The sequence below is a fragment of the Thalassolituus maritimus genome, from assembly GCF_900156675.1.
GTDB lineage: Bacteria > Pseudomonadota > Gammaproteobacteria > Pseudomonadales > Oceanobacteraceae > Thalassolituus > Thalassolituus maritimus.
In genome coordinates, this window is the sequence record NZ_FTOH01000002.1 from 326,944 (window position 1) to 351,733 (window position 24,790).

Annotated in this window: 24 protein-coding genes; 10 read left to right on the top strand and 14 right to left on the bottom strand. The window is 51.7% G+C overall.

Features of this window, described 5'->3' with window-relative positions; all coding sequences use genetic code 11:
* Positions 1-32 precede the first annotated feature (32 nt).
* Together BW941_RS04235 and BW941_RS04240 are read right to left on the bottom strand one after the other, a co-directional pair.
* Complete coding sequence (locus BW941_RS04235) at positions 33-422, bottom strand: tautomerase family protein (protein WP_076514407.1); 390 nt, start codon at positions 420-422, stop codon at positions 33-35.
* Positions 423-433: 11 nt separating this feature from the next.
* Positions 434-886: a hypothetical protein gene (locus tag BW941_RS04240; RefSeq protein ID WP_076514408.1), complete on the bottom strand. Its 453-nt coding sequence runs from the start codon at positions 884-886 to the stop codon at positions 434-436.
* On the opposite strand from BW941_RS04240, the gene BW941_RS04245 reads away from it, so the two are divergent.
* Complete coding sequence (locus BW941_RS04245) at positions 870-2,009, top strand: AraC family transcriptional regulator (RefSeq protein WP_084188611.1); 1,140 nt, start codon at positions 870-872, stop codon at positions 2,007-2,009. The two genes, BW941_RS04240 and BW941_RS04245, sit on opposite strands and share 17 nt — an antisense overlap.
* A gap of 39 nt (positions 2,010-2,048) precedes the next feature.
* On the opposite strand, the gene BW941_RS04250 is transcribed toward BW941_RS04245, so the two are convergent.
* From BW941_RS04250 to BW941_RS04280, 7 genes are all read right to left on the bottom strand, one after another.
* The gene (locus tag BW941_RS04250; protein WP_076514410.1) at positions 2,049-2,969 is read right to left on the bottom strand and encodes a hypothetical protein; all 921 of its coding nucleotides are present in this window, start codon (positions 2,967-2,969) and stop codon (positions 2,049-2,051) included.
* A 188-nt stretch (positions 2,970-3,157) separates the two neighbouring features.
* A complete protein-coding gene (gene glmS / locus BW941_RS04255) occupies positions 3,158-4,972 on the bottom strand; it encodes a glutamine--fructose-6-phosphate transaminase (isomerizing) (protein ID WP_076514411.1) in 1,815 nt (604 codons plus the stop codon).
* An 89-nt stretch (positions 4,973-5,061) separates the two neighbouring features.
* Positions 5,062-6,723, bottom strand: a complete 1,662-nt coding sequence (locus BW941_RS04260; RefSeq protein WP_076514412.1) for a GGDEF domain-containing protein — start codon at positions 6,721-6,723, stop codon at positions 5,062-5,064.
* 82 nt (positions 6,724-6,805) lie between these two features.
* On the bottom strand, positions 6,806-7,507 hold the full coding sequence (locus BW941_RS04265) for an endonuclease/exonuclease/phosphatase family protein (RefSeq protein ID WP_076514413.1): 702 nt from the start codon (positions 7,505-7,507) through the stop codon (positions 6,806-6,808).
* Between the two features lie 84 nt (positions 7,508-7,591).
* Positions 7,592-8,197: a thiol:disulfide interchange protein DsbA/DsbL gene (locus BW941_RS04270; RefSeq protein WP_217693565.1), complete on the bottom strand. Its 606-nt coding sequence runs from the start codon at positions 8,195-8,197 to the stop codon at positions 7,592-7,594.
* Positions 8,198-8,378: 181 nt separating this feature from the next.
* Complete coding sequence (locus BW941_RS04275) at positions 8,379-8,981, bottom strand: c-type cytochrome (protein ID WP_076514415.1); 603 nt, start codon at positions 8,979-8,981, stop codon at positions 8,379-8,381.
* A gap of 43 nt (positions 8,982-9,024) precedes the next feature.
* On the bottom strand, positions 9,025-9,321 hold the full coding sequence (locus BW941_RS04280) for a c-type cytochrome (protein ID WP_076514416.1): 297 nt from the start codon (positions 9,319-9,321) through the stop codon (positions 9,025-9,027).
* A 144-nt stretch (positions 9,322-9,465) separates the two neighbouring features.
* On the opposite strand from BW941_RS04280, the gene yihA reads away from it, so the two are divergent.
* Positions 9,466-10,095 carry a ribosome biogenesis GTP-binding protein YihA/YsxC gene (yihA, locus tag BW941_RS04285; protein ID WP_076514417.1) on the top strand — a complete coding sequence of 210 codons (630 nt, stop codon included), beginning with the start codon at positions 9,466-9,468 and terminating at the stop codon, positions 10,093-10,095.
* A 61-nt stretch (positions 10,096-10,156) separates the two neighbouring features.
* Here yihA and BW941_RS04290 read toward each other — a convergent pair whose 3' ends face one another.
* Entirely contained in the window at positions 10,157-12,016 is a 1,860-nt protein-coding gene (locus tag BW941_RS04290) for an alpha/beta hydrolase family protein (protein ID WP_076514418.1), read from the bottom strand.
* A gap of 508 nt (positions 12,017-12,524) precedes the next feature.
* On the opposite strand from BW941_RS04290, the gene BW941_RS04295 reads away from it, so the two are divergent.
* A complete protein-coding gene (locus BW941_RS04295) occupies positions 12,525-14,072 on the top strand; it encodes a GMC oxidoreductase (RefSeq protein WP_076514419.1) in 1,548 nt (515 codons plus the stop codon).
* 72 nt (positions 14,073-14,144) lie between these two features.
* On the opposite strand, the gene BW941_RS04300 is transcribed toward BW941_RS04295, so the two are convergent.
* Both BW941_RS04300 and BW941_RS04305 read right to left on the bottom strand, forming a co-directional pair.
* A complete protein-coding gene (locus BW941_RS04300; RefSeq protein ID WP_076514420.1) occupies positions 14,145-14,447 on the bottom strand; it encodes a type II toxin-antitoxin system RelE/ParE family toxin in 303 nt (100 codons plus the stop codon).
* Positions 14,448-14,469: 22 nt separating this feature from the next.
* Positions 14,470-14,724 carry a type II toxin-antitoxin system Phd/YefM family antitoxin gene (locus tag BW941_RS04305; protein WP_076514421.1) on the bottom strand — a complete coding sequence of 85 codons (255 nt, stop codon included), beginning with the start codon at positions 14,722-14,724 and terminating at the stop codon, positions 14,470-14,472.
* A 115-nt stretch (positions 14,725-14,839) separates the two neighbouring features.
* Between BW941_RS04305 and BW941_RS04310 the strand changes: the two genes are divergently transcribed.
* On the top strand, positions 14,840-15,118 hold the full coding sequence (locus BW941_RS04310; RefSeq protein WP_076514422.1) for a type II toxin-antitoxin system ParD family antitoxin: 279 nt from the start codon (positions 14,840-14,842) through the stop codon (positions 15,116-15,118).
* A gap of 56 nt (positions 15,119-15,174) precedes the next feature.
* Positions 15,175-16,701, top strand: coding sequence for an ApeA N-terminal domain 1-containing protein (locus BW941_RS04315; RefSeq protein WP_076514423.1), 1,527 nt, complete (start codon positions 15,175-15,177; stop codon positions 16,699-16,701).
* Positions 16,702-16,736: 35 nt separating this feature from the next.
* Here the strand turns inward: BW941_RS04315 and polA are convergent, their stop codons facing one another.
* A complete protein-coding gene (gene polA, locus BW941_RS04320) occupies positions 16,737-19,550 on the bottom strand; it encodes a DNA polymerase I (protein ID WP_076514424.1) in 2,814 nt (937 codons plus the stop codon).
* Positions 19,551-19,643: 93 nt separating this feature from the next.
* On the opposite strand from polA, the gene BW941_RS04325 reads away from it, so the two are divergent.
* The 5 genes from BW941_RS04325 (at position 19,644) to BW941_RS04345 (ending at position 23,725) form a co-directional block, all read left to right on the top strand.
* The gene (locus BW941_RS04325; RefSeq protein WP_245820038.1) at positions 19,644-19,934 is read left to right on the top strand and encodes a DUF2782 domain-containing protein; all 291 of its coding nucleotides are present in this window, start codon (positions 19,644-19,646) and stop codon (positions 19,932-19,934) included.
* Positions 19,935-19,945: 11 nt separating this feature from the next.
* Positions 19,946-20,914 (top strand): homoserine kinase, encoded by a 969-nt coding sequence (locus tag BW941_RS04330; RefSeq protein ID WP_076514425.1) that lies wholly within the window; start codon positions 19,946-19,948, stop codon positions 20,912-20,914.
* 18 nt (positions 20,915-20,932) lie between these two features.
* Positions 20,933-22,018, top strand: a complete 1,086-nt coding sequence (locus BW941_RS04335; protein WP_076514426.1) for a zinc-binding metallopeptidase family protein — start codon at positions 20,933-20,935, stop codon at positions 22,016-22,018.
* A gap of 124 nt (positions 22,019-22,142) precedes the next feature.
* Positions 22,143-22,889, top strand: a complete 747-nt coding sequence (locus BW941_RS04340; protein WP_076514427.1) for an SDR family NAD(P)-dependent oxidoreductase — start codon at positions 22,143-22,145, stop codon at positions 22,887-22,889.
* Entirely contained in the window at positions 22,889-23,725 is an 837-nt protein-coding gene (locus BW941_RS04345) for an SDR family oxidoreductase (RefSeq protein ID WP_076514428.1), read from the top strand. The genes BW941_RS04340 and BW941_RS04345 overlap by 1 nt, the downstream gene beginning before the upstream one ends.
* Before the next feature lie 301 nt (positions 23,726-24,026).
* Here the strand turns inward: BW941_RS04345 and BW941_RS04350 are convergent, their stop codons facing one another.
* Entirely contained in the window at positions 24,027-24,782 is a 756-nt protein-coding gene (locus tag BW941_RS04350; protein ID WP_175607863.1) for a choline/ethanolamine kinase family protein, read from the bottom strand.
* Positions 24,783-24,790 lie beyond the last annotated feature (8 nt).

Here is a 24,790-nt window from a genome sequence, read left to right on the forward strand (position 1 = left end):
AAAAGATGGCCTCTTCAATGGTGAGCGCAGTGTTATGCTGAGTGTGTGCGGTGTAGCCAGGCAGTTTCTTCGCCGGGTTCCGGGAGAATTTCACCCCCCTCCATCGCCCAGCTTGCCGGGAATCCGAGAAGGTGTGCGCTTACTTCTTGCGGTAGGTAACCGGTTGTTTCAGAAATACCGTTACGAATCGCGACCCGGAGGTCTTCCGTCAGTTCAGCGTTACGGTTTCCACCGCTACGAACGTTACAGATGACGCTCAATTCCTTACCTTTTTTCAGTGGGTGGCCATGCATAAAAATAACGTTAACGAATTCTGGCGGTGCCCCGGTTAACTGGCAGTGAATATCGGTGATGCGCGCAGCGGTAGCTTTGCGGATTTCGTAGTTGAGCGGATAATTTGTAGCAATGTTGTAGACAGGCATAGCAAGTACCCTCAGAGATTCGGATTGAATGAAATGGGAGACCCTGTCAGCCGTGCGCGGACAAATGAGCTAAAAACTTTCAGGACGAGACATAGGCGGCCAATAGGGGATAAGCGCTGCTTGTTGCTGTTAAATACATCAGCGAAAAGCGTCTCTTCAACCAGCGCGAGCATTACCTGATGCGGATTCTGGCCGGTAACCGTTCGCCAGTCCCGTTCCAGAGACGTGAGCATGGCGACGCGGGATTCTTGAGGGAAGTTATTCGGACACTCCATGGTGATCAAGGAGGAGCGTGAATCTTCATAATCTGTAAAGGCCTGACCCTTTGGCAGGGTGTTCCAGAGAGTCAGAAGCTTTTCAGACCCAACATGCTCTCTGTAGTGTTTTTGAATAAGAGTGTCGAGGTGCTCGATTTTGGCATCAGAAATCTGTTCTGCCTGAATCACTATGAGTGCTTTACGCATCGTATTTCTCCCGTGTTTAGCCGTTACTTTAGGGGCATCCCGACGCCTTGTTGATGAGCACTTCTGCCATAAAATTGATATTTATTGCCATCATCGTAAGATGAGTACTATGAGTGCACTAGCGAATAAACGGGCGATCTCCAGCGTAAAAATCATGACAGAACTCGGCCAGCACTATGGCTTGAGTACTTCGTATTGCCTGCAAAATACCGGGGTAACACCTGAGCTGCTTGAAGACAGCTCGGCTCTGGTCACGGGGGCTCAGGAGCTACAGGTGATAGAAAACCTGGTGCACGGATTACCTGAAGCCCGGGGCTTAGGGTTGCAGGCGGGGATGCGTTATCAGCTGACAACTTTCGGTATCTGGGGCTTCGCCATCATCAGTAGCCCCACAGTGAGAGATGCAATCGATGTTGCACTGCGGTTTACAGATCTGTCTTTTGTGCTGCTAAAATTTTCGTATCATGAAACCGCTGAGAGCGCAGAAATTGTCATGGGGGTTGAGCATATACCTACTCACCTTCGGCAATTCGTTGTTGAGCGTCACCTTGCGGTTTTTATGATGCTTGCTCGGGAGATGATGGGAAGCGAGGTACTGGCACCCCGGGAAATACACCTCACTATCGATGAATTGCCTCTACCGGGACTCGCTGATCTGATGCCCACGACTCATATATTCCTTGGTGCGGATCAGAATCGCTTTGTACTGGACCCATCACTCCTCGCTCGTCGTGTGCCCAAAGCCAACGCAGCGACAGCGGCGTTCTGCCTGAAACAATGTCAGGAGTTGCTGAATCAGCGCCACTCAGCGTCGGGGCTGTCAGGTGATATCAGGGCTTATTTGTTAGAGAACCTGACTGATATACCAGCGATGTCAGAGGTTGCTGCGCATTTTTTTCTGAGCCAGAGAACTCTGAGTCGACGCCTGGAGGATGAGGGCAGCAGCTTCCGCGAACTCGTTGATGACGTTCGTGAGGGGGTTGCTGCTGAATTGCTTGAGACCGCGAAATTGAGTGTCGAATCGGTCGCTGAGAGACTGGGCTACGCAGAACCTGCCAGCTTTATCCGAGCTTTTAAGCGCTGGACGGGAGTGACACCAGCCCAATACCGGCGCGCGCGATAGCCCTCGGTTGGTCTGGTCTGCGAAACCTTAGCGCCTATCTTAGTGCCACTTAGGCAGCCAGACTTTATTGCTTAGTCCGGTCAGCTCATCCCCCATGATGACAGTCGTTGCGGGCAGTTGTTTATCGCCCACTGCGTACTTAGCGGTGACCGTGTAGTTAATCCGACGACGTTCGCCGGGCGCCAGTGGTTTCAGCGTCCGTTCCCATATCAATTCTGTGCCGTCTTCAGATACAAAACGAGTGAAGTTATCGCCTGCGCCGCTGAAATCAGTATCGTCGAGCGCATCCCTGAGTATCAGCTCGCTGGTGGCCTGTGAGCCGTGGTTAACGACTTCGATACTGATTTCGACAGGCCCGGTTTCTACAGGGATCGGATATACGGTTTTACGAACCTGAAGGTTCACCGGGCCGGGGTTGTAGGTAAATTTGATCGGCTGTAACTGCTGTGAGCGAGCGTAATATTCGTACTGAAATTCTTCTTCTGCAGACTTTTCCATCGCCGGTGGTTCTGAGCGGATCATCGGAAAAGCGGCTTCAGGAATCTGGATATCGATATCCACCGAGCTGATGGCCGGGGCCGGTGCATTATCAAGCAGTAATGAAAGGTCGACTTCAGCTTTTTGAATCTGGTCGATCTTTCCTGCGTGGCGCGGTGATGTCGGCAATGTGATGGTGATCGACTCTCCTGCTGCAACCGTGATTGGCTGAGTGTCAGCACCCGCGAAACCTATCACTCCGGAATAGCTTTCGTTCGATTCATTCTCGATCAGCAACTGGAGCGATGTTTCGGGTGACTCTCCATTCTTGAGGATAATGTTGCCGGTCAGCTCAGTGAGCGCGATCACTGGCTCTGGGATTTCGTCTTCGGCAGGTGCTCGCTCAGACGGTTCGGCATTGGCAAAAACACTGAACAACACTGAACAAATAATAAGGGAGGTCAGGCTAGCGATCTTAGGCATGTGATAGTCCACAGTTTGGTCTCAGGCATTGTTACCCGCGTGCCGTTTTCAGGCAAGGCGCTTAGAGTGCCATAAACTCTTAATGACACGGTCATGAGGACGTATATCTAACGGTAACTTTTGCTGGCAGGCGTTGCTTTCTGACGACGAGAAAGCAACGCTCCGACTGTTACAGTCTTTTTAAGTCGTTACTCAACCGTCACAGATTTCGCCAGATTACGCGGTTGGTCAACGTCGGTGCCTTTAATGACGGCGACGTGATAGCTCAATAGCTGTAGCGGTAATGTATAGAGCACAGGGGCGATAATGTCATCGCAATGCGGCACGCTCATGACCTTCATATTGCTCTCGGGTCTGATGCTGAGTTTCTCATCGGCGAAAACAAAAAGCTCACCACCGCGGGCACGAACTTCTTCAATGTTCGACTTCAGTTTTTCGATCAGCTCGTTGTTGGGTGCCACAACAATGATGGGCATTTCTGAATCAATCAGTGCCAGAGGGCCATGCTTAAGCTCGCCGGCCGCATAAGCTTCGGCGTGGATATAACTGATTTCTTTCAGTTTTAGCGCACCTTCCATTGCAATCGGATATTGGTCGCCGCGACCAAGAAACAGGGCGTGATGCTTTTCTGCGAAATGCTCGGCGAGATCTTTAATAGCACCATCCATGCCGATGGCTTTTTCAATCAGCGCTGGCAGCTTCAGCAGGGCTTCGGCGATGCGGCTCTCACTTTCCTTGTTCATGCCGTTGGCGCGTCCGAGACCCGCTGTCAGGAGCATCAGGGCGGTCAGCTGGGTGGTGAAGGCTTTGGTTGAGGCTACGCCGATTTCTGCGCCTGCCCGGGTAAGCAGAGCCATATCAGACTCACGGACCAGGGAGGAGCCGGGCACATTACAGATGGTAATCGCGCGGTCATAGCCGGTTTCTTTTGCAAGTCGAAGTGCTGCCAGAGTATCGGCTGTTTCACCGCTTTGCGAGATGGTAACCAGCAGGCTGTTAGGGCGCACAACCGATTTCCGGTAGCGGAATTCTGAGGCAATTTCGACGTTACAGGCGATGCCTGCAAGTTCTTCGATCCAGTAGCGGGCAGTCATACCAGCGTGGTAGCTGGTGCCACAGGCAATGATCTGAACCTGATCGATATTGCTCAGGTCACCGAGAGATTCGAGGTTGAGTTTCCCGCCGACTAAGCGGCCTTCCAGAGTATTCGCGATCGCAACTGGCTGTTCGTAAATTTCCTTCATCATGTGATGGCGGAATTCACCTTTGTCGCCCGCATCGTGCTCTACGTCGGACTCATGAGCTTCGCGGGTTGCAGGTTCGTTACCTGCATCAAAAATGCGGATTTCTGTACGGGTAATTTCTGCAACATCACCTTCTTCCAGATAGGAGAACTTACGGGTAACCGGAAGCAGGGCCAACTGATCCGAGGCAATGAAGTTTTCGCCAATGCCGTGTCCTACCACCAGTGGCGAACCTGAACGGGCAACCACCATACGCTCAGGATCTGTACGGTTAATCACCACCATGCCGTAAGCGCCTTCGAGCAGTGATCGGGCCGCCATGACCGCATTCAGCAGGCTGGTTGAGTCGCGCAGTTCGCGCTCAACAAGGTGGGCGATGACTTCGGTGTCTGTTTGGGAGGTAAAGGTGTAACCCTGATCCTGAAGCTCTTCACGCAGCTTTTCGTGATTCTCAATGATGCCGTTGTGAACAACGGCGATATCACCGGATACATGGGGGTGGGCGTTATCTTCGGAAGGCTCGCCGTGAGTGGCCCAGCGGGTATGGGCGATTCCCGTACCGCCGGGCGTCGGCGACTCGGCGATGGCATCTGCCAGAGTTTTTACTTTTCCCATGCGGCGGACGCGCCGGAGATTCTGGGAATCATTGATGACAGCAACACCTGCTGAGTCGTACCCGCGGTACTCAAGGCGACGTAAACCTTCTAGCAGAACTTCAACAATATCGCGTTGTGCGACGGCACCAACGATTCCACACATGACACTTAAACCTTCCAGAATTCCAGCGGCGAACTATATCCGATGCCTGCTGGGCTGGCAAAGTTGCACCTTCATTATGGCTTTTGCTTTCAGGCGATCACCGCGCGGTTGCGGCCCGACTTTTTGGCCTGATAGAGGGCTTTATCTGCTCGCTCGAAGACCATTTCAGTGGACTCCAGCGCTCGAAACTCACTGATGCCAAATGACATGGTTATGGACACACGTTCACCACGGAAATTAAATGGGCAGGCTTCGATACTGGCCCGTAGCTTTTCTGCGACCCCGGCCGCGGCATCTGCCTGAGTACCGGGCAGCAGAATGACAAACTCCTCACCGCCATAGCGTGCGATAAAGTCCGTCTCCCGTAGGTTCTTCTTGAGCGTGCTGGCGATCAGTTGCAGTACTTTGTCTCCAGCGATGTGGCCGTAGTTGTCATTAATCTGTTTGAAGTGGTCAACATCACAGATAATGAATGACAATGACCTGCCACCGCGGCTGCGTTTCATCAGTTCTTCGCCAAGTTGCACTTCATAAGCAGCACGGTTTGGTAAGCCTGTAAGGTGATCCAGCGTCGCACGTTTCTTCTGGTCTTCAATAATCTGGCGTGCCTGAGACGCTTCTGCCTCCATCTCTGTAAGCCGGTTCTGCAGGACTTCAAGCTGCTCTGCCAGTCTCGCTTCACGCTGTGATTCGACTTCCTGATAGTGCTCCATCGCCCGGACGATGGTGGTCAGATGCTCTCTTACGCTGGAGCCCAGCTCACCAAGATCACCGAGACCGTTTACCACGCCGCGGATGTCATCAATCTGATCCCTGACCATGGTTTCGAGGCTTGTGCGGGCATCTTCACGGTCAGCCTGCCCAGAGTTGGCGTCTGATACCATGGTCTGAATAGCTTGCAGGCGCTGATCCAGGCTATGAAGAAATCGCTCGAATTCCTCTTGCCCGGAGCCCAGGCAGTCGAGCAGGAACTGGGAGGTATCTTCCAGTAGGCTGACAAATTCATACCAGTGCAAACCGTCATCAAGGCGTTTCTGTAGCTCGTCAGAGCGTTGGTGCAGTCGCTCTGGTACGACCAGTCGTGATATCAGCCCATTCAGTGCACTGGCGACTTCTCGTGCAATCGTCGAGAAGCCGGGTTCTGCGGGTTCGTCACTGCCGTTGGTATCATCGGCAGTGATGGCTGCTTCAGGAGGCTCGGTCTTTTCGGCGGAGGTCTTCTCTTTTGAAAAGACCTTTTTCCACCAAGGGCCCTTGCCGGTATCGCCCGAATTCTCGTCGAGGGTTACCAGCGTCGACAGGACGCCAGCCCAACCCTCAAGCTGGTGGGAGTAGCCTTGCCAGTCATTGAGAGCATCTGGCGCAGCTTTGCGCAACGCACGAACTTCGTTCACTAATTTCTTAGGTATCTGGCAGTGACACAGCTTTTCAGCCATCAGGCTGATTTTCTCAGCGAGAGCGGCTGAATGTTCTGCCTGACTCAGATCGTATTCTTTTATCTGGCCATTGAGCAGATTCATCGTTTTGTTCAGGTCGCTGGTTGAGCCCCGCATAGACTCGCGAAGATCTGCCAGAGTCCGGTCGAGAGGGTCTGACTGGCCTTCAGCCAACAGGGATACCAGCACTAGCCCACGCCGCAACTGCTCGTTGCGTGTGCCTACCTGGAGCTTAAGCTTGTCGTATTTTTCATTGAGGGTGAGGTACTTATCCCTCCACTGAAGATCGGAGGGTCCCTGCTTTGTTACCGCCATACTGCTTCCCGAAGACGATTCTCAGATGATTGTGTCCTGAGTATAGTCGCGTTTGGACAGTCCGCTGGGCAGATACGGACTTTTATAGTCCTATTTCGGCAGCCACCGGGAGGTGATCTGACTGTGGGTGGTCAATGACCGCAATCCGATGCAAGGGAATGCTGTCGCTGACCAGAATATGGTCAATGCCGCGCGCCGGTTGCCAGCTCGGGTAAGTTGGCAGTTCGTCGGCAACAGGGTGCAGGTTCAGCCCTTTCAGTGGACTTTGCTGGAGAAGCCATTCGCTCTCCTGATTAAGGTCGCCCATAATCACGACTTTTCGGGCGTCAGCGAGCACATCGACCAGGTAGCGAATCTGACTGAACTGCGTTTGCTTGCGCAAAGCGAGGTGAGTAACTGCGACTACCAGCGGGTCTTCAGGGTCACCGTAACGAAGAATCATCATGCCTCGGCCGGGTAAGCCAGGGAGAGGGTGGCGCTCAATACTGAAAGCGCGGTTGCGGCAGAGTACGCCATTAGAGTGCTGGGCGAACCGCCCAAGATTACGGTTCACCTGGTGATGCCAGTGATCGAACCCCGCGAGTTCTGCGATGCACTGAATCTGATTTTGCCGGCCACTGCGCCAGCTTCCTCCATCTGCTTCCTGCAAGGCAACCAGGTCAAAAGGCCGGACCAGATCTGCGATGTTATCTAACGCCGATTCACGGGCCTGGAAAGGAAGAAGGTGTTGCCAGCTGCGCAGGAGGTAGTGATGATATCCGCCAGTGCGGATACCGACCTGCATATTGAAGGTGAGTAGTCTTAGGCGTTCTGGGGAGCAGGGAAGCTCTGTGAACGCCCTTAGAGAGGTTAATTCAGGCACGGCCGCTTAGCGGTTGCGTTCCTGTTCGATCAGATAGTCGACAACTTTAACCATATCTTCCTGACTACCGGCACTGCTGGCATCGACGATGTACTGACCGTTAACAATCAGAGTAGGCACGCCGCTGATCTCAAATGCGCGAACACGCTTGTCGCCACGGGTCATTTTTGAGCGCACGGCGAATGACTCGTAAGCCTTATCGAAATCTTCAGCAGATACGTCGGCTTTGGTCATCAGAAAATCACGCTGCTCGTCCTTGGTGAGTAGGCGTACTTTCTGAAGATGGATGGCGTTGAAGATGTCACTGTGTACCTGATCAAGCACACCTAATGCATCAGCGGTGTAATATAACTGGGCGTGAACTACCCAAGCGCGACCAAACATAGCCGGAACACGTGAGAAGGTCACGTCTTTCGCCAGAGTCTTTTTCCACGGAACAATGACAGATTCGAGGCTGAAACAGTGTGAGCAGCCATACCAGAAAGCTTCTTCGACGTGAATCTGTCCGTCTTGCATGACTGCGACTGGATTTTCCAGTACACGGTAGTGCTTACCAGCTTCATAATCTGCCGCCGACGCGACAGATGCGACTGTTACTAAGGCTGCTGCCATCCATTTCTTGAAAGAAGAAAGCATCATCGCTCCCGTTTAATTATGTTAGATAGTTTATAGTTTGCCCAGAAAGGCCCCGCACGACCAGACTGGCTGTGCAAAGCTCTGTCAATCTGAATTGCACAGCAGAAAACGCAGGCATAAAAAAAGGTGGCCAGGGCCACCTTCTTCTCAGTGCTGCTTAACGCAGACCCTGGATGTAAGAAGAAACCGCTTCGATTTCTTTGGCATGCAGGCGATATGCGATATCACGCATCATTTTGCTGTCACCGTCGTTGGTACGCTCGCCGTTGCTGAACGCGGTCAGCTGCATAGAGGTGTAAACATCATGCTGACCCGCAAGACGTGGGAAGCCAGCCGCTTCAACACCTTTGCCCGAGGGGCCATGGCATGCCAGACATGCAGGGACGTTTTTCTCTTCGATACCGCCGCGGTAGATACGCTCACCCAGTTCGGCAAGTTCTTCTTTAGCACCGCCAGCTGTGGGTACCTGCTCAGTGAAGTAAGCAGCCAGATCAGCGATGTCCTCATCCGACAGGCCGGTCACGAAAGGCATCATTGCTGGAGCCTGACGATTACCGTCACGGATGTCAGTGATCTGTTTGATCAGGTAGCGCTCTCCCTGGCCAGCGATTTTAGGGAAGGTCGGCGCCATGCTGTTACCGTCAGCACCGTGGCAGGCTGCACAGGTAGCAGATTTCGCTTTACCAGCTTCTGCATCACCCGCGTGGGCGACGGTTACGAGGCCGGCAGACAGAATGAGGCTAATCAACAGGTTTTTCATCATCAGGTCCAGTTTCAGATATAGTTCTTAGTTGCTTGTACGATTATTTCGGCGTTGACATATATTCGATCAAAGCCTTGTACTGATCAGCAGTACAATCCATGCAGAGACCTCGTGGAGGCATCGCATTCAGGCCGTTTGTCACGCTCTGTACAAGAGTGTCCATGCCTTTCTCAAGGCGCGGCGCCCATGCTTCAGCGTCGAACGCTTTAGGTGCACCAGCGACTGCCATTTTGTGGCAGGCTGCACAGGCCTGAGTGTATTTGGTTTCAACATCAAACGCCTGCACGTTGGCGCTCAAAGTGGCGGTCAGGGCCGCGAGTAGTGTCAGTTTTTTCATGGTCTGATCTCTCTCTTTAGTTATAGCCACAGGTTTCCGACAAACACACCACTTCAGAATTATCCCTCTATGATAGAATAGGATCTGCGCTGAAGGGCGCTCATTATATACCATTATTTTCCGGACGGTCATTACCAATACCTTATGTCAGCTCAGGAAACCTTGATTTACACCAACGCCGAGTTCGAAAAGAGCGCCGCTAAATTGAGCCAGTGCCCGACGGACATCATCCGTGAGGTGGCTTTTGCCGGGCGTTCTAACGCCGGTAAATCCAGTGCGCTCAATACATTAACGGCGAATAAGAAGCTGGCTCGCACCAGTAAAACTCCCGGTCGAACTCAACTGATCAACTTCTTCCGCCTTGGCGAAAGCAAGCTGGCACTGGTCGATTTGCCGGGCTATGGCTATGCAAAAGTACCGGTCGATAAGAAAAACGAGTGGCAGAAAGAGCTCGAAACCTACCTGAATCGCCGTCAGGCGCTGTGCGGGCTGGTTCTCCTGATGGACATCCGCCACCCTCTCAAAGACTTCGACAACGCTATGCTCGACTGGGCTGCAGAAGCTGGTATGCCTGTTCATATCTTGCTGACTAAGTCAGATAAGCTTAAGCGTGGGCCTGCGAAAACGACGTTGTTGAAAGTTAAAAAGGCCGTTGCTGATCTGGGCGACCTTGTTACGGTCCAGACCTTCTCAAGCCATAACCGTGAGGGGTTAGGTGATCTACAGAGCAAACTGACTCAGTGGCTGGATGCACCGTTTATTACTCAGGAATGAGTGAATTCTTTAGTATTTCGTAAAAAAGGAGGCTGTCGCCTCCTTTTTTACGGTTCAGTCGTCAGTCTTTAAAGATAAAGCGTTTGATGAAGTCCTGTTGATCAGGGCGATCCGAAGCGCGAGCAAAAATCAGGTGCGCAGAGGCATGGGATGCTTCTTCAGCGAATTCACCTTCCCAGATCAGAGGAACGGTTCCAACAACCGGCTTGTAGTGGCGGATACCATAGCCGTCCTCGTCAAAGTCACTCTCAACACGAACATCCGGCATATCGAACAACGGCTCGCCAACAATCGGCAGATCAGCCAGGTTAGCGGCAGCAACACTGCTTGAGTTCGGTACAATCGTGTCGCCAGCACCGTTAGTCAGCATCAGAGGACGAGCCTCATTACCAAGCTGTGGATGACGGAACATATCGATGTAGTTAATTGAGTCGCCGTGGTCGAGGGTTTGCTGAATTGCACCACGCAGCATAATGGCTTCTGCACCGTTGGCTTCAGAAGGCACCAGATTCGAGAACATAGGAACCCACAGGATCGAGTTAGCCAGAATGCTGGTCACACCCACACCCGTCACATGGTATACGCCGCCTTTAATGGTTGGGCTGACTGCGCCGTAGGTTGAACCCAGTACGCCGCCGAGTGAAGTACCTTGCATCATGACCTGAGTGGAGTCGATGTCAGCAACACCATCGGCTTTGTTGCCATACCAGCTGCGCCAGCTTTTCTTGCCAACTACATCAATGTCCGCCAGAGTGGTTTCCAGTGCACGATGCGCTGATGCGAAGTCGATCGCGTTCTGGTTAATCATACCCACCGGGATACCCAGCTTATCGGTGCTGACGTTCGCCAGCACATAGCCACCATCCGCATCACCACGTGCGCCGTGGTTTGGAAATCCAATTGAGAAGGTGGCAACGCCGATTTCAGCGTTCATGGTAGATACCACGCCATCACTTTCTTTGTTGGCGCCCAGACCATGTGCGTACAAAGCAACCGGAGCAGCACCATCGCGCGACGCTGCAGGCAGAGTCAGACGGAATTCAACCCACTGTTCCATAGGCTCAGCGTCGTAATCCACGTTGCTCGTACCGTTTTTCATACGATAGTTGTAAATCAGAACTTCACCTTCAACGCGAGCGGCAACGTCACGGTTGGTGTAGTTATAAGTCACGTCGAGGTTACGTACTGGGTGTTCGCGATCACGAACGTCAGCAACGGCGTTGAATACTGGCTCGATCACTTCTGCGCGATCGCGTACCAGAAAGCGGGTGGCATTGCGTACGCTCAACGGATTTACACCGTTGGCCGTGAGAGTGGAGATCAGGTCCTGTGTATAGGCACGTTGATCTGCGGTGCCAGATAAAATCTTCGATACCAGGCCTGCTTCTGGTGACTCCAAATCCAGATCTGTCGTGATCGCCACTACGATTTCGTGCCCGTATTCCCAGCGAGACTGAGGATAAACTTCAACCACATGTGCGGTGCCATTCACTTTGTCGGATTGTGAGTATTCACTGATGACGGCACGAACCGGAACCTGATTACCGGTAGTCAGATCGATGGCGACGACGGCAGCGCCACCATTCTCAGGCAGAGAGGCCGCATCTGGCGCACTGTTAAACTCGAAAACAGCGGCGCTGGCAGCGGAAAAGCCACTGGCGCCATTGAAGATACCTTCCGGAGTAAATCCTTCATCAGCTGGCAACTGAGCCAGTATCTCTGGACGGATCATGGCGTTGGAGACCTGGATGGTCTTACCTGTTGGGCTCATTGCATCGTCTTCCATCCAGTAAGTAGAAGGGAACGGCAAAGCACAGGTATTCAGTGAAGTGGGGTTGCATAGCTCGTCAGCTGAACTGACTGACGCCAGCGTAGTCAGCGCGACCGTAAGAGCAGAGCGTACAGTATTGATAGGCTTCATTTCGGCACCATTTTATTTTTTTAATGTGGTGTTGCAGAGGGCTAATAGTCTCACGCAACTGGGATGTCCGTGTATACGATGCTTTGAGCCAGTCAGAGTGAGTTATCGGTCTTTTGCGGTCACATATCGGTTGAAAATGACATTCGGCGGGCTGTTGAACACCTGATATAGCCAGAGTGAAACTAAAAGACAGACATAATGAAAAATCTGTCTTAAAACGTGATGAATCGCACGGCAAAGTTGAGAATAGGGTCTATAGTTAAGATATTCCTCCTGCGATTGAGTGTGATTGAGGTCGCTTGAAAGCAAGGGTAGTTCTTTTTCCTTCGGTACTTCCCCCAATGATCCGAAGTTGGCCCGACAGTTTCCCCCAATGGCTGCCGGGCCTTTTTTTGTCTGTAATCCAACAATCCGGGCCGCTTTGTACTATTTCAGTTATCAATCGTTGATCATATTCTCCAGTGAATGCAGCATATAGAACAGAAGTCACTGCCGGAGAATAATAAAAATGGCAAAGCTAAACCGACGTAAGTTTTTACAAAGCTCAGCGGCTGCAGGTGTCGCTGCTGCATCTAGTGTTGCGTCAACTGCTAACGCAGGCTGGTTCCGCAAAACTACTCGCTCTCAAACCAAAGCGTTAGTTATTGGCTCGGGCTTTGGTGGCTCAGTTGCCACATTGCGCCTGGCCGAAGCGGGCATTCAGACCATGCTGCTCGAGCGTGGCAAACACTGGAAATACGAAGGTGAAGGGAGCTACCCAACGCTGGCAGAAACTGGCTCGACCCTGAAGATCAACGACACCGTACTCTGGACCAACCCAAGCCCACTGATACCGGGCTCCATGGGGATGGTGGAATACTTTGTTGATTCATCCATCGCCGTGGGCTGTGGTGCCTGCTTAGGTGGCGGCTCGGTGGTGTATGGCGGCGTACTGCTGCAACCTAAGCGCGAAGCCTTTGAAGATGCTATGCCGTTTCTGTCGTACACCGATATGGATCAGGTCTACTATCCGCGTGTGTTGAATCGCATCAGTGGCGGCCCGATTCCCGACGACGTACTGAATCACCCGAACTACACCGCCAAGCGTGAATTCATTAAGAGCGCTGAAGACGCGGGCCTCGAGGTTGTGCGCAGCCATGTCAGCTTCGACTGGGATGTGATCCGCGAAGAACTGAACGGCACTAAGCCTCAGTATGCCTCCGTCGACGAATACGTCTTTGGCTGCAACAGCGGCGCGAAGAACACACTCGACCGTAACTATCTGGCCGATGCCGAAGCCACCGGTAACGTCACCATTAATCCACAGCATCTTGTGACCGACATTCAAGCCAACAGTGGCGGCGGTTATAGCGTTACCTGTGACATGCTGGATGAGAAAGGCAAAATCACGGGCAAACACGTGATTGAGTGTGACTATCTCTTCATGGGCGCAGGCTCACTGCACACTACGCGACTACTGCTGCGGGCAAAAGAACGTGGGGATATTCCTGGCCTGAACGATCAGGTCGGCGCTGAGTGGGGCACCAACGGCGACGAATTGATGGGCCGTAATGACATCGACACCTCGACCGCGCCGATTCAGGGTGGGCCGCCTTCGATCGCGGCATTTGATACAGAAAACCCGTACAAGCTGACGGGCTATATGCACTCGCCGACATCAGTTGCAAAGGAATTTACTCAGTTGCAGATGGGCATGGTGGTACCCGATCAGAACTCCCGCGTCACCTACAATCGTTGGACGGACAAGATCAAACTTAACTGGGATCGCGACGCCAATGAAAACTCCCACAATGCCCTCGTACACACTATGGAAAAAATGGTGCAGAGCGGCGGCGGTAAGATCAACGAAGCAGGCTGGTTCGGCACCTGGCATCCGCTTGGTGGTGTTGCCATGGGCAGTGCCTGTGACCTCAGCGGTAAAGTCTACGGCGTAGAAGGTTTGTACGTGGTCGACGGCGCAGCGATTCCTGGCTCCAGCGGCTCGGCTAACCCAGCGCTGACCATTGCCGCTAACGCCGAGCGCATGATGGAAGAGATTATTCCGCAGATCAGCTGATCAATATTGGGCGCTTCTCTTGAGGGGCGCCCAATTCGCAAGGCCTCTCGTAGATTTCTCAGACCTCAGACCTCAGACCTCAGACCTCAGGTGTTTTTCGGGCACCATCCGTTTGTGCAACACCGCAAATATCGTGATCCCAGTATCCGCGTTGAGGTAATAAATCACATGTCTACGAAACGGAAAACTGTAGCTTGATGCACTGACCTCCGGGCGGTGTTTGCCTATACCGGGGTTGTCAGCGAGCGTCTGTAAACTGGTGCGTAACGCCATCAGATATTCGCGGGTATGACGCACTCCCCAGCGGTCATCTGAGTAAGCCTTGAGGTGGCGTAAGTCAGCCTGAGCGGCCGGCGTAAGAGAATAATGAGCCATAGCGTTTCTGAGGGAGTGGGGGTTAGTCCTGTTGCGTTAAATCACTCAGAAAGGCATCGCCATCGGTAGTCAGGCCAGACGCTACGTCTTTTTCTGCCTGTACCGCTCTCAATTGCAGTAGCTGCAATTTCAGTTCTTCATTGGAGGCGTAATCTTCCGCCGACAGCACCACTGCCGCTGGCTTGCCATTTTTGGTGATCTGCACCGGCTCCCGCTGAGTCTGCAGCAGCAGCTCACCGAAATGCGTTTTTGCCTGATTGGCAGTCATCTTGTTCATATCGTTCAAACCATGCGAATCGTGCGACTTGGTTAGTTTGCAGCCAATTGACCCGCCGATCAAGTCGCCGCTATTATCCTACTAAGTAGTATCAAAGAGCATTGGAGTAACCCTAATGGCCATGGTCAAAAAGAGCATTACCGTCACCGATCAGCAAGACGCCTGGCTCAAAGCCCAGATCAGCGCCGGGCATTACGGCAACGAAAGCGAAGTGCTGCGCGAGCTGATTCGTGAGCGTCAGCTCAGAGAGGAAGAATCTCAACGGGAAGTTGAGTGGATTCGGGCGCGTCTTATTGAAGGCGAAGATAGTGTAAAAACGCAGGGATACAGCGGGAAATCATTAGATGAAATATGGGAAGTCGTCGAGCAAGAACACAGTGCGAAACAAGGGTGAATCAAGGCTTTGTAGATAATGACCGAGTCATTAAAGGAATGGAGAACTAGTAATAAATGGAACCAAATCTTGGCGATAGCACTCTGGGTAATTTTAGTTTTGGTGTCGATGAAGTTGTAGGTGATCTAAGGCTAACAAGACAGAATCCAAGACTCAGACTTTGGTGTCGTTCTTTAGAAAAGGCCACTCCAATAGCACAAACAATTACGGGTACGCTAACTGACTTTAAATCAGTTAGTCTCTTTGATTGTTTGGAGCAGTCGGCTCAGTATCACTATAGCCCTGATAAAAAAGAAGCTACTAGTATAAGGGAAGTTTTATTTGAATATGCGGTTATTGGTGACAGGCGCATAGGTAGTAGTGAGAAGGTTATTGACGCCATAGAATTCCATTTGAGTGGGGCAACTGAGCTTTTCGATCAGTACTCCTCATTTCATGATATATTCACTATTTCTAGCGACGAAGTTAAAGAGCTATTGTATAAGCATGATTGTAAAGTCAAAGAGATACTAAGAGATAATCTAATTTCTGATAGGGATTGCGAGCAAGACTCATGCTTTTATGTAGGCGAGCACCCTATAGTCTCAGTTTTCACTGATCCCGATTACATCATAGAGCTCCAAACTCCGGTTGGCTTGTTCAAGGTAAAAAATGCGCCAGTTAGGGAAAGCGCATCCTCTTCGGGCTATAAGTTAGAAAATGAAATTAGATTCACTTTAGAGTTCGATTGTCTACTTAGTATAAAAGATGCAGTAGAAAGAATTGATCCCATAACATTTCTATTTTCAATATTTTCTGATCACGATTTCGAGGTTTTCAACATTCGCGGATATTGTAAGGGAGTTGAACCTTATGACGAGGAATTTCTGATTTACAGATATTTGGGAAGAACAGAATTAACTAGTGAGAGGCCTCATAGAACTCGTCGTTTGATTAAGCCGGAATCCAATGTTGCTGAATTTAATAAGGTTTTGATTAAATGGCTGAATAGTTTCGAAGAATGGAGGCAGCCAAGAGAGCAATTTTTCGGTACGTATTTTAGCGAATACTATAGTACTGATAGATTAGTAAAATGTGCTAATACTTTTGATATCATTCCATCTTCTGCTTTTGGTGAAAGACCGGAATTGGACAAAGCATTGGAAGAGGCGAGAAAGCAAGCTAAAAGCATGTTTAAATGTCTACCTGATAGCTTAGAACGTCAGTCAATATTGGGTGCATTAGGTCGCATCGGAACCCATACATTAAAGAATAAAATTAGAAGTCGTGTTGATATAATAAACACTAATTTATCGGTTGACCTTCCGGATATGTATCTTGTCACTGATCACGCGGTAGATTGTAGAAATTACTATGTCCATGGCGGCAATAAAAAACTGGACTACCAGGAAAATTTTGAGATTGTCATGTTCTTCATAGATTCGCTCGAATTTATATACGTAGTTTCAGAATTGATAGAACTCGGTTGGGACTATGAGAATGCCTTTCGCGATTCAGGCTCTGCTCACAGAATTAACGAATATATAAGATATTACCCAAAGGGTTTACGTATACTGGAGTCCCTAATCGCTTCCCATCGTTAATTATGTTGAGTATAAATATTTATCGAAACAGGCGCTTAATGCGCCTGTTCCCAGTTATCCCCAATACCCACATCCACAATTAATGGCACGTCTAACGCCGCTGCGCATTGCATCTGAGTTTTCAGTTCTACCGCGAAGGTTTCGGCTTGATCTTCGCGCACTTCCAGAATCAGTTCATCGTGTACCTGCATCAGCAGTTTGGCGTCGTAGCCTGAGGCTGGCAGCCATTCGTGTACACGAATCATTGCCCGTTTAATGATGTCGGCGGCGGTGCCTTGCATCGGGGCGTTGATCGCGGTGCGTTCTGCATGCTGGCGGCGCTGGCCGTTGGATGAGCGGATATCCGGCAGGTACAGGCGGCGGCCGTAGAGGGTTTCAACGTAGCCTTGTTCTTTCGCTTGTTCGCGGGTGTTGTCCATGTATTCGCGCACGCCCGGATAACGCTCGAAGTATTTATTCACGTAATCCTGGGCTTCGCCACGGGCAATGCCGAGCTGCTTAGCGAGACCAAATGCCGACATGCCGTAAATCAGACCAAAGTTAATCGCTTTGGCACTGCGGCGTTGGTTATCGGTAACGTCGGCTTCGGTTTCGCCAAAGACTTCGGCGGCAGTCGCGCGGTGCACGTCGCGGTCTTCAGCGAAGGCGCTGACTAAGCCTTGGTCACCTGATAGGTGCGCCATAATACGCAGTTCAATCTGGCTGTAATCGGCCGCGACCAGTTTGTAGCCTTCCGGCGCAATAAACGCCTGACGGATTTTGCGGCCTTCTTCTGAGCGGATCGGAATATTCTGCAAATTCGGATCGGTCGAAGATAAACGACCAGTCGCTGCCACGGCCTGATGGTACGAGGTATGCACGCGACCGGTTTTGCTGTTCATCATTAATGGCAGCTTGTCGGTGTAGGTGCTTTTTAATTTGGCCAGACCACGGTTCTCTAAAATCAGTCGTGGCAGTTCGTATTCTTCGGCGAGTTCCTGAAGCACTTCTTCCGCCGTCGATGGCGCGCCTTTTGGCGTCTTTTTGATGATCGGAAGGCCTTGTTTTTCAAACAGGATTTCCGCTAACTGTTTTGGCGAACCAAGGTTAAACACCTGACCAGCGCTGTCATGGGCGGCACGCTCTAATTCTTGTAAACGCTGCTCAATCTGGGCGCTTTGTTCGTGCAGTTTTTCGGCATCAATTAAGGCACCGTTTTCTTCCATCTCGAAAAGCACTGGCATGACGGGCATTTCGATGTCTTTAAAGACTTTGGATTGCGCTTTACGGGCAGCCAGTTGTGGCCACAGCATCTGGTGCAGGCGTAGAGTAATATCGGCGTCTTCAGAGGCGTAGGGGCCAGCTTCTTCAATGCCGATCTGGTTAAAGGTCAGTTGCTTGGCGCCCTTGCCTGCAATCTCTTCGTACTTAACGGTTTTATGGCCGAGGTATTTGAGCGACAGGCTGTCCATGTCGTGTTTAGTCGCGACGGAATCCAGCACATAGGATTCAAGCATGGTATCGAATTCCACGCCTTTTAACTGAATGCCGTAGTTCGCCAGAACGTGGGCATCGTATTTCATATGCTGGCCGACTTTTTTCTGATTCTTATCTTCTAAAATCGGTTTTAACTTCGCGAGCACCGCATCGCGGTCGAGTTGTTCAGGTGCGCCTGCATAGTCGTGGGCCAGTGGCACGTAAGCGGCTTTTCCTGCTTCCACACAGAAAGATACGCCGACTAATTCAGCGTCTTTATAATTCAGTGAGGTGGTCTCGGTATCGAAGGCGAATAATTCACTGGATTTTAATTGATCGATCCAACGATCAAGGTCGGCCTGTTCGAAAATGATTTCGTACTCGCCTTTGCCGGTGAATACGTCGGGCGGCGGGATATTCTCTTCGTCGTCAGTTTCAGATGCTGTTGCCATAGAAGCATTAGAAGAAGAGCTTGTCGCGCTGGCTGCAACTTTAGCGGCGACTTCTTCGCCTACTTCATCCGACAGCTCGGCGATCCAAGCTTTAAATTCCATATCGCGGAAAAGGGTGAGTAGAGTTTCCTGATCCGGCTCGGTGCTTTTTATTTCGGTGAGACCTTGCTCCAGTTCAACGTCGCATTTAATGGTTGCGAGTTCTTTCGACAAGAAGGCCTGGTCTTTGTGTTCTTCGAGTTTTGGTGCGAGGGTTTTTGCACCCCGGAAACTCAGTTCTTTGACTTTATCGAGGTTGGCGTAAATATCTTCGAGTGAACCTAAACCGGCAACCAGGCCGACGGCGGTTTTTTCACCAACTTTTGGCACGCCGGGAATGTTATCGACTTTATCGCCCATGAGTGCGAGGTAGTCGATGATGTGCTCCGGCGGTACGCCGAATTTTTCGTTTACGCCCTCTACATCCATAAACACGTCGTTCATGGTGTTAATCAGCGAGACATGCTCGTTCACCAGCTGGGCCATATCTTTATCGCCGGTGGAGACGATCACATCCTGTTTGTGTTCTAACGCCTGTGCGGCAAGGGTGCCGATCACGTCGTCGGCTTCAACGCCGTCGATAATTAACAGCGGCAGGCCCATAGCGCGGATGATGTTATGAATCGGTTCAATCTGTTCGCGCAGTTCGTCGGGCATGGGCGGGCGGTGCGCTTTGTATTCCGGGTAGATGTCGTTGCGGAAGGTTTTGCCTTTGGCGTCGAACACCACCACGACCTGTGAGTCCGGATAATCTTTATTGAGCCGTTTCACCATGCTGATGACGCCTTTGATGGCGTTGGTGTGCAGCCCTTTGGAGTTGGTCAGCATCGGGATCGCGTGAAATGCACGGAACAGGTACGACGACCCATCAACAAGAATCACAGGTTTTGCGGTCTCAGACATCTTGGTTTGGCCTTGAAATCAAAGGAGGACTGACGCTTACCAGCCCTCTCAGGTACACTGGTGTTAACGACGTTATTGGACGGGAAGTCTACCATGAAGATGCCAAAAACTCTGGCTGTCGGCCTTATCTCTGCGGTTCTCTCCGCTGTAATCTCCGCGAGTGCGCTGGCCGCCGAACCTGCCGGTGAAACAGTGACCATCCGCAACGATGGAGACAATACCTACTACGAATTTCGCGTAAACGGCGAGATTGTGGAAATTAAAGTGCAGCCAAAGGTTGGCCCAGCGTATTATCTGACGCCAACTCAAAGCGAAGCGGAAGAATTTGAGCGCACGGATGCCCCGAATATGCGGGTGCCGAAGTGGGTACTGTTTCGCTGGTGACCTGATTTCCTATGGCGGTTTATACCTCTCTGACGACAGCAGATGTATCTGATCTGCTGTCACATTTCGATCTCGGTGAACTGGTGGAATACTCACCGATCAGCGCGGGTATTGAAAACTCCAACTATGCAGTGGCTAGCTCACAGGGTGAGTATGTGCTTACTCTGTTCGAGCACCACGCACCGGATGAAGTCCGTAATTTTGTCCGGCTGGCCCGTCATCTGGGGGAGAAAGATCTGTGCGTCCCGAGTCCGGTGGAAGATGCGTCGGGCGTTTGGCTGCACAGCCTGAAAAACAAACCAACGATTCTTTGTCAGCGTTTTGCCGGATCTCATCCCGATCAGCTGTCGACAGCACAATGCGAGGCCATCGGTCGCGAGCTGGCGGAGTTTCATCTGGCTTCCAGTGATCTGCCTGATCCGCGCCACGATGAGCGCGGCTACGATTGGTGGCAGAGTATCGCGCCGGAACTGTCGACTGATCTGGACGCCAGCGACAAGGCGCTGCTAACCGACGAGCTGGCGTTTCAGCAAGCTCAGCGAGCACAATGGTGTCAGTTGCCTCATGGCTGGATTCACGCGGATCTATTTCATGACAACGCGCTCTTTGATGGCGATGAGCTGACCGCAATCCTCGATCTGTACAACGCCTGCGAAGGCGCCTGGCTCTACGATCTGGCGATTGTGGCGAATGACTGGTGTGCTTCTGATGACAGTGGGTTGGGTGATAGCGGCCTCGACCCAAAGCGCTTCGAGGCGCTCGTCATTGGATATCAAAGTGTCCGCCCGCTGTCGGACTTTGAGACTGGCATGTGGAATACGGTATTGAGAGGAGCGGCATTACGTTTCTGGCTGAGTCGTTTGTTGGCAACACGCATCGCGGCGCAGCGTGGCGAGCGTTTGCCCGCCAGCAAGCAGCCGCAGGAGTACCGTGATCGCTTGCTCTGGCATCGTGCTCATCTCCCCCACACGCACCTCTAACTGAAGGCTGAATATTTAATGCGCTACTTCTCTTGCGACTGTACTTCCGCGGATGGCAACCCCGTCGCTCTGTTTTTTGAGAATACGCAGTGTCTGAGCTGCCAGCGGCAAGTCGGTTGGTGTTTTGAAGAGCGCGACATGCTGGTCTTCGATCAAAATAAAGACGGCGGCTTTCATTACAAAGGCCGTGATTATGTGCCGTGTGCAAATCGTGCGAATGGTGTTTGTAATGCCATGATTCCTGCCGATACGATCAGTGCAAAGCCCGCACTCTGCTTTGCGTGTCATTTCAACGACAACATCCCAGACCTGAACGTAGATGGCCATGCCGAGCTGTGGGGCAATCTGGAAAGAGCAAAACGCCGTCTGCTATTCACACTGGATTCACTCAGTCTACCGATGCCAGACAAACAGCAGTCGCCGGAAGGGCTTAGCTTTCACTTTATGGCGGATAAAGACGCCAGTGACCATTTCCGCACGCCATTGACGCATGTTGCCGCCGTGTTCACCGGCCACGCACAGGGCGATATCACGATTAACCTTGCAGAGGCGGATGACGTTGCCCGCCATCGCATGCGCGTCGATATGGGTGAGCAGTACCGGACCTTGCTTGGGCATTTCCGCCACGAAGTCGGTCACTTCTACTGGGATTTATTGATAAAACCAGACGAAGCGAAACTGACTCAGTTCCGCGAGATATTTGGTGATCCTGACCTGTCGTATCAGGAGGCTTTGGACAAACATTATGCTCGTGATCCTGACGATCAGAGCTGGCGCAGCGAATTCATCAGTGCCTATGCGTCCATGCACCCCTGGGAGGACTGGGCCGAGACGTTTGCGCACTATCTGCACATCATCGACACCCTGGAAACTGCCCGTGAGTGGGACCTGATCGATTTCGGCAAGTACGCGGGGTTGACCCTACCTCAGGATGATGGACCCTGTGATCCGCAGCGATTGATCGATTGCTGGAGTGAGTTCAGTGTGAAGCTCAATGCCCTGAACCGGAGTATGGGGCTCCCGGATGCGTATCCATTCGTGAATAACCCGGTGGTGGTCGGTAAATTGAAATGTGTGCACTCTATGCTGAATAAAACTCGCTAATCCCGATAGTTGTCCAAAAAGGATACTTTGCGCCGAATAGTGCCGTTTAGTCCCGGTGTCCTTGCCCGTTTTTCAGGGCGGTTATAAAATCGCGCCGCTATTAAAAAGACAAGCAGGGAATCATATGAACGTCTTCATAACCGGGGGAACTGGGGGTATCGGGGCTGCTCTGGCCAGATACTATCTGAAATACGGTCATCGGGTCGGGGTCTGCGGCGGCGATCATGATGATTTTATCCGCGCTTTTCCTGATCAGCCTGAACTCGTTGAATTTTACTCGCTCGATGTGACCTCACGCGAATCCTGCATTCAGGTTATTGGTGAGTTTGCTCAGGGTTCGCTGGATATTCTTATTGCGGCGGCAGGCGTGAATGATGGATCGCCAGTTCAGGGGCGCCCTCTGGATTTTGATCGCTCTAACCTTATTCTGGATGTGAATTTGCGGGGCGCGCTCAACTCCGTTGAAGGTGCACTGCCGATGATGCAGGCACAGGGATTTGGCTCAATCGCAATTCTTTCCAGCGCAGCAGGCCTGAATGGTTTTGGCCAGACTCCAGCTTATTGTGCTTCTAAGGCGGCGGTGAACATGCTGTGTGAAAGCCTGTCACTCCGTTACGCCGATCAGAATATCTCGGTTTCGGCGATTATGCCTGGTTACATCGATACACCGCTGGCGCGGGCAACGCATCCTGATCTCGAAAAAATGCCATTCCTGATGGACTCTGAACGGGCGGCCCGAAAAATTGCCCGGGCAATTAAGCGCAGGAAAATGCGTTATGTTTTCCCTTGGCAGATTCGTATGGTTTCCCGTGCGCTGCAGGTAATGCCGCGACCTTTTTTCCGCAGTCAGTTTAAGTGGAGTGAAAAATAATGGCGATTGTAATCACGGGTGCTTCTACAGGTATTGGATTTTCTCTGGCCGAGCAATTAGCAGGTCAGGGGTATACCGTCTTCGCAGGTGCCCGTAAGCAGGAAGATCTCAATCGCTTGGGAGATGCTCATGCCAACATACGACCTGTTGCACTGGATGTCTGTAATCCTGAACAGGTTAATGCATTAGTCGAGTTGCTGCGCAATGAAAATATTAAAGTAGATGCCCTGATTAATAACGCCGGTGTCGCAGTGATTGGCCCTCTGGAAATTCAGAGTGATGACGATCTCCAGTGGCAAATGGAGACCAACCTGATTGGCACAGCACGCATGATCCGCAGCTTGTTGCCATTTTTGCGCGAAACCAGAGGGCGGATTATTAATGTCAGCTCGACATCTGGTTTAGTCGCCTGGCCTTTTGCCGGTGCGTACGTAGCGTCTAAATATGCGATCGAGGGATTGAGCGATGTGCTCAGAGTTGAGCTTCGTCGTTTTGGTATTGAAACGATTCTGATTAATCCGGGAGCAGTGGCCACCCCGTTGTGGGAAAAAACATTTTCGGCGGTGCATGAAAAATTAGCGCGCCAGCCTGAAGAAATACGTAAGTTTTATGAAGCCGACTCGAAACGCTCGGAAGACGCGGTGCGCAAAAGCGTCGATAAGGCTGTGAAACCAGAAGTTGTGGTTAATACAGTGCTTGAAGCCCTGGCAGCAAAAAAACCTAAGCCACGTTATCTGGTCGGCCCCAGCGCGAAAATTCAGTGGTGGATGCGGGTGCTTCTGAGCACGCAGTGGTTCGACAAATTAAAATATAAAATTGTCTACGGTGATAACTGATAACGAAAAGAGAGGGTACTTCCGGTGAGAAGTACCTGACCTTAAGAAAGCTGGCTAAAGCAGGAGCAGATCCGTTGGCGGACGCTGGTGCCCAGATAACTTCCTTCCAGAACAATTTCAAAGCGCCTGTCGGTCGGGTGTCCGCGTCTTCTTCCCTCTCTGGATATGCCCCGCAACCCAAGCCATTGATAGCATCGCTTTGTGCTCATATTCATCAAGGCCGTTCACTGAAGTAACGAGCGTTCAATTATCAGGCGCAATTGTGGCTCTGGATATGGCGTCATCTAACCAAGCAGGGAGTTTATCCAGTCGCGTGTGCCAGTCGCCATGAGAGATCCAGTAACCGAACCTGGGCGCGCGCGTCGGCCATCACTGCACGAAGACTCTCAGGAATGAATGATTCGAACAACGCCTGCTTATTCTCTGGTAATTGCAGCTGAAGGGCGGCGTAGTCGAGAGACGGGTGGGCCAGTGCTGCGTATTCCCAATCCAGCAGCCAGAATTTACCTTCGCTATCGCGCAGCCAATTCGCGGGCAAAGGGTCAAGGTGGCACAAGCAGGCGTCATCGGCAGGGAGAGGTACAAGCTGAGACACTTCTTCTTTCAGTCTGATGACAGCTTCTGAATGGCCATCGCACTGGGCAAGATACTGAGCGCATGCGGCCTGGACATCGAGAGTATGCAGGTTGGCCCGGGGGCGCTGGGCGTGGACAGTAGAAAGCACTTCCGTCACTGCGCGAAGGTCCTCGCTTGAAGGCGCGGCAGCGAGGGGTGTCCCGAGGATAAAATCACGTACCCAATAATCAAGCTCAGACGAGTGATATCTCACCGCTGGGGTAAGTCCTGCTTTGGCCATATGCTGGTGAATTGCCAGCTCTTCGTCGCGGTAAATACCCAGTGATGTTGCCGTATTATTCAGACGCAGCAGCACTTCGGTTCCCTCACTGCGGATCAGATAGTTCTGGTTGGTCAGGCCTCCGTGGATGCTCAGGATAGAGTCAGGTGGTGACGCTAATCCCCACTGATGCCACTCAGCCAGAATCTGTTCAGGAATCATATCTAAGC

Coding starts and splice junctions, on each gene's coding strand:
- BW941_RS04235 (WP_076514407.1), bottom strand. CDS start 422: ATGCCTGTCTACAACATTGCTACAAATTATCCGCTCAACTACGAAATC.
- BW941_RS04245 (WP_084188611.1), top strand. CDS start 870: ATGAGTGCTTTACGCATCGTATTTCTCCCGTGTTTAGCCGTTACTTTA.
- BW941_RS04240 (WP_076514408.1), bottom strand. CDS start 886: ATGCGTAAAGCACTCATAGTGATTCAGGCAGAACAGATTTCTGATGCC.
- BW941_RS04250 (WP_076514410.1), bottom strand. CDS start 2,969: ATGCCTAAGATCGCTAGCCTGACCTCCCTTATTATTTGTTCAGTGTTG.
- glmS (WP_076514411.1), bottom strand. CDS start 4,972: ATGTGTGGAATCGTTGGTGCCGTCGCACAACGCGATATTGTTGAAGTT.
- BW941_RS04260 (WP_076514412.1), bottom strand. CDS start 6,723: ATGGCGGTAACAAAGCAGGGACCCTCCGATCTTCAGTGGAGGGATAAG.
- BW941_RS04265 (WP_076514413.1), bottom strand. CDS start 7,507: ATGCAGGTCGGTATCCGCACTGGCGGATATCATCACTACCTCCTGCGC.
- BW941_RS04270 (WP_217693565.1), bottom strand. CDS start 8,197: ATGGCAGCAGCCTTAGTAACAGTCGCATCTGTCGCGTCGGCGGCAGAT.
- BW941_RS04275 (WP_076514415.1), bottom strand. CDS start 8,981: ATGAAAAACCTGTTGATTAGCCTCATTCTGTCTGCCGGCCTCGTAACC.
- BW941_RS04280 (WP_076514416.1), bottom strand. CDS start 9,321: ATGAAAAAACTGACACTACTCGCGGCCCTGACCGCCACTTTGAGCGCC.
- yihA (WP_076514417.1), top strand. CDS start 9,466: ATGTCAGCTCAGGAAACCTTGATTTACACCAACGCCGAGTTCGAAAAG.
- BW941_RS04290 (WP_076514418.1), bottom strand. CDS start 12,016: ATGAAGCCTATCAATACTGTACGCTCTGCTCTTACGGTCGCGCTGACT.
- BW941_RS04295 (WP_076514419.1), top strand. CDS start 12,525: ATGGCAAAGCTAAACCGACGTAAGTTTTTACAAAGCTCAGCGGCTGCA.
- BW941_RS04300 (WP_076514420.1), bottom strand. CDS start 14,447: ATGGCTCATTATTCTCTTACGCCGGCCGCTCAGGCTGACTTACGCCAC.
- BW941_RS04305 (WP_076514421.1), bottom strand. CDS start 14,724: ATGAACAAGATGACTGCCAATCAGGCAAAAACGCATTTCGGTGAGCTG.
- BW941_RS04310 (WP_076514422.1), top strand. CDS start 14,840: ATGGCCATGGTCAAAAAGAGCATTACCGTCACCGATCAGCAAGACGCC.
- BW941_RS04315 (WP_076514423.1), top strand. CDS start 15,175: ATGGAACCAAATCTTGGCGATAGCACTCTGGGTAATTTTAGTTTTGGT.
- polA (WP_076514424.1), bottom strand. CDS start 19,550: ATGTCTGAGACCGCAAAACCTGTGATTCTTGTTGATGGGTCGTCGTAC.
- BW941_RS04325 (WP_245820038.1), top strand. CDS start 19,644: ATGAAGATGCCAAAAACTCTGGCTGTCGGCCTTATCTCTGCGGTTCTC.
- BW941_RS04330 (WP_076514425.1), top strand. CDS start 19,946: ATGGCGGTTTATACCTCTCTGACGACAGCAGATGTATCTGATCTGCTG.
- BW941_RS04335 (WP_076514426.1), top strand. CDS start 20,933: ATGCGCTACTTCTCTTGCGACTGTACTTCCGCGGATGGCAACCCCGTC.
- BW941_RS04340 (WP_076514427.1), top strand. CDS start 22,143: ATGAACGTCTTCATAACCGGGGGAACTGGGGGTATCGGGGCTGCTCTG.
- BW941_RS04345 (WP_076514428.1), top strand. CDS start 22,889: ATGGCGATTGTAATCACGGGTGCTTCTACAGGTATTGGATTTTCTCTG.
- BW941_RS04350 (WP_175607863.1), bottom strand. CDS start 24,782: ATGATTCCTGAACAGATTCTGGCTGAGTGGCATCAGTGGGGATTAGCG.